Raw genomic sequence first — 3,920 nt, forward strand, 5'->3', positions numbered from 1 at the left:
CCAAGAAAATGCGTCTCGTCGGGATCATCAACTTCAACGACACGCCCGCCAGAATCCCGCAACAACGTATCGGCCTCACTTAGGAGTTTCCGAAGTTGATCCCGTGATGACTCGTCCATCGGATTCTCTTGTCCATATAACGTCGGGTTGACCTGCGGGCCGCGACTGGCGCGACCCTGGCTGGTCAGCATACCCCGGCGCCGGTCGCAGCCAAAGTTGATCGCGGATTGTTGCGGTGCGAATGAGCCAGCCAGGGGTGTGCCAGGCCGGATCCGTCAGGTCCAACCCCTAGTTAGACGGCGCGCCTGCGTTTACTGCCCTGACCTGGAGGGTCATCAACTCGCGCCTGATGGGAGGGACTTGGAGGGCACGTCTTGGAATTCGCCAGTGCGAGTGTCGAATCGCAGGTCTCGATTGTCCTTGTCACTTCCGACACGACGGACGACCACCGTCGTCGCAGACTCCCACTTGAGTCCTACGACTTCGACGCGCGCTCCAAATGGCGGAATCGCAATACAATAGAATCGCGACGCATCGCTTTCAATAATCAGGCACAGGTCGATCCCGCTGCTGCAATCTGGATATTCGGTCGACGACGACATCGCGCATGGCCCCACGGCGGCGAGAGTTCTGCCTGGCGAGCTCGCGACAAAAAGCGCATTGTCCAGAATCGGCGGTAACACGACTTCTGCATCCGCCGGATCCGCGGGCGGCCCGCCGCATGCAAACAACGACAGCAGCAAGCCGAGTCCGAATCGAATACTGGCAGCCGTCACCTTCACACTACAGTCCGTCTAACGTCGTCTTCACCTGCGAACGGCGAAGCCGGTCGTCAGGTGCAAGATCTTGTTAGCCGGCCCCTCGAGTCCAGCGCCTGCTGGCACTACCGAGCAGCGCAGGCGTGACGCCGAAGCCGCGCGGCCGAGAGATCGGCCAGTTCGCGTCCATTGTAACGCGTCTACGACACACGTGGGGCGTCGCGCACTGGCCGAGTGCGGCTGGCTCTCCGCTGCGATGGTTGCCGGAGGAGTTGATGCGCTGGAGCGTGTTGCGCAGAAGTCGGCGTGACAACACGCCGCGAGCGTACGAAAGCCCAGGATCTGGCATCGCCGTCGCGAGAGCGCTTCCGGCCGGCGCGCGGGCGAATACGCAGTCACCGTCGAGGCGTCCGCCGCGGATGTGGTTTTCTGGGGGTCTGTACGGCTAACGTTGGCTTCAGCTGCGGGGTTGCCGCTGCGGTCCGCGCGAGGCACGGCAGTCAATGCAGAACACCACCGCGGTCGAACGTGGCACGCTAAGCCCCGTCAGCTGCAAGCCCTAGTTAGCCGGCCCCTCGAGTCCAGCGCCTGCTGGCACTACCGAGCAGCCCAGGCGTGACGCCGAAGCCGCGCGGCCGAAAGATCGGCCAGTTCGCGTCCATTGTAACGCGTCCACGACACACGTGGGGCGTCGCACACTGGCCGAGTGCGGCCGCCTCCCCGCTGCGATGGTTGCCGGAGGAGTTGATGCGCTGGAGCGTGTTGCGCGGAAGTCGGCATGACAACACGCCGCGAGCGTACGAAAGCCCAGGACCTGGCATCGCCGTCGCGAGAGCGCTTCCGGTCGGCGCGCGGGCAAACAAGCCGGTGCCGTCGAGGCGTCCGCCGCGGATGTGGTTTTCTGGGGGTCTGTACGGCTAACGTTGTCTTCAGCTGCGGGCCGTGGCTGGCACGGCCCTGGCCAACAAGCATACCCCGATGCCGATCGGAGCCAAAGCGAAGCGCGGATTGCTGCGGCGCGAATGAGCCAGCCAGGGACGTGACAGGCGCGGATCCGTCAGCTGCAAGACTTTGTTAGACAGCTGCCTTACCAATGAGACAGCTCGTCCTCCAGCGCAAAACCACCGAGGCGTACGGCTCGCTCGACAATAGCTAGACTTTCGTTGCCGAGGCTACCGCTGGCAGCGAAGAGAACCTGGGGAGGCTCCGTTTCCGTTGACAGAAGAGCGAGGTGGTCGTGCATGCCGAAACCACCATGCCTATACACAATTAGCCACTGCTCTCCCGATTGCGCACCGACTATGAACTTGCGCCTTGGGAAATCACCGGCGACGAAATCCGTTTCTTGGAAACACTGCCCTGGATTGGCGATACGCCCATCGTCAAACTGTCCGAAGAGAAAGTCCATTACGCGAGCGTCAACCTCCGCGGTGGAAACAACAGGGCTCGGACTGGATGCGAAAAACACTTCCAAGGGCGACGGCTCGTGGGTTGTGCAGCTCGCCGTCCAGAGAGAGATCACGACCACAAGTGCTCGGCGTCCCAAGTTCCCTCTTGCCTGTCTAACGTTGCCTTAAGCTGCGGGCCACGCAGCGATAGCGGAGTGGACCGTCAGCTTCAAGGCGTTGTTATGCAGTCGCCCGGCCCCGGCGAAGTCGTTTTGCGGTCCCACAGATCGAACCTCCGTGCGTGGAGTGTTCTCCCCGACCCATCCGCTGGCACATGGTACCGCTTGATCAGCGCCATTGGCTGACGAGCCAGTTAGTGACAAGTGTCCCGAAGACGCCCAGGACAATTACGGCAATAACCGACCCAGCGTACACGGCCCATTTGCCTTTAGACGTAGTCCGACTTCGATACCACCGAAACGTGAGCGATCCGAGAAGCCCGGCAATCAGGATCCCTGGAAACAACCTCGCTAACTCTGCAAACGGATCTCCGAATCCCAACAAGAAGTAGATCAGTGCGAAGAGGGCGAGAATACACAGCAAACTAGCGCCAACACAGAGACCTAATCCGTAGCCAAGGGCCTCCAGTGGATTCGCGGGCTGGCCGTTAGCCGTCCGCATACTTGTCTCCAATCTGCATAACGTTGCATTGACCTGCGGGCCGAGACTGGCGCGGCCCTGGCATTCAGCATACTCCGGTGTCCGTCGGAGCAAAAGCAGATCGTGGATTGTCACGGGTGCGAATGAGACAGCCAGGGGCGTGCCAGGCCGGATCCGTCAGGTCCAATGCCTTGTTAGGCAGGCCCGCGTATCGATCTCGGATGTTGAAGACAAAACGCATGACCGGGGAGGCCCTTGTCAATACCGCGACGACATCGACAAGTTGTGAGGGGCGACTGCGATCGAATCTCAGCCAATAGTGAGGTCGCCTCAGTGAAATCGCCGTCCGCAGAAGCACGAGCAAGCAACTGGGTTGCTCGCGAGGCACTCCCCGCGTCTAGATACACAACAGCGAGGTGATACATAGCCTCTTCGCGTCTCCACTCGGATACGTAGTCGGCGGAAATGGCGTGCTTGAACATTCTCCGAGCCAAGCTCCTGTTCCGGCGTGTGCCGATTCCGTACTGGTAGCAGTAGCCCACGTCGACTGCCGCATTGCCGTCGCCACGGGATTGAGCACGCGTCCACCACTGAAACGCCAACCGACGGTTTTTCTCGTCACGATAGATCGTCGCGATGTTGTTGGCGGCAGAACAGTTGCCGTCTCGCCACGAGCGCCGGTACCACCGCATTGCGTCTGCTCTACTGGGCGAGGTACCAAGGCCAACGTGGTAGGCGCAAGCTAGCGGGAACACTGCCTGGGTTTCGCCCAGGTGCGCCGCGCGCCGAAGCAGGCCGAAGCCTTTCTTCAGATTGCGGCGCACGACCGCACGACCCTTCTTGTTCTGAACGCCATCCTGGAGCAAGTGACCGAGATGAGCCATCGACGTGCGATCACCTTCTCGCACACCGCGCTCAAGATCCGCAATTCGATCTGACCACTTCGTCCCCACAGAGTCCTCGCTCTTGGGCGCTTGAGGCGATTCCGCTCTGCCTAACGTTGTCTTCACCTGCGAGCGGCGAAGCCGATCGTCAGGTGCAAGATCTTGTTAGCCGGCCCCTCGAGTCCAGCGCCTGCTGGCACTACCGAGCAGCCCAGGCGTGACGCCGAAGC

General features: G+C 61.2%; 3 protein-coding genes. 1 reads left to right on the forward strand and 2 read right to left on the reverse strand.

Annotation, left to right across the window (positions count from 1 at the left end; all coding sequences use genetic code 11):
• Positions 1–1,845: 1,845 nt before the first annotated feature.
• Together GY725_18010 and GY725_18015 are read right to left on the reverse strand one after the other, a co-directional pair.
• Entirely contained in the window at positions 1,846–2,166 is a 321-nt protein-coding gene (locus GY725_18010; GenBank protein ID MCP4006081.1) for a hypothetical protein, read from the reverse strand.
• An 834-nt stretch (positions 2,167–3,000) separates the two neighbouring features.
• Positions 3,001–3,498 carry a sel1 repeat family protein gene (locus GY725_18015; GenBank protein ID MCP4006082.1) on the reverse strand — a complete coding sequence of 166 codons (498 nt, stop codon included), beginning with the start codon at positions 3,496–3,498 and terminating at the stop codon, positions 3,001–3,003.
• Positions 3,499–3,579: 81 nt separating this feature from the next.
• Between GY725_18015 and GY725_18020 the strand changes: the two genes are divergently transcribed.
• Positions 3,580–3,744 (forward strand): hypothetical protein, encoded by a 165-nt coding sequence (locus GY725_18020; GenBank protein MCP4006083.1) that lies wholly within the window; start codon positions 3,580–3,582, stop codon positions 3,742–3,744.
• The last annotated feature ends 176 nt before the right edge of the window (positions 3,745–3,920 follow it).

It is taken from the genome of bacterium (assembly GCA_024226335.1).
In the GTDB taxonomy this organism is placed as follows: Bacteria; Myxococcota_A; UBA9160; order SZUA-336; family SZUA-336; genus JAAELY01.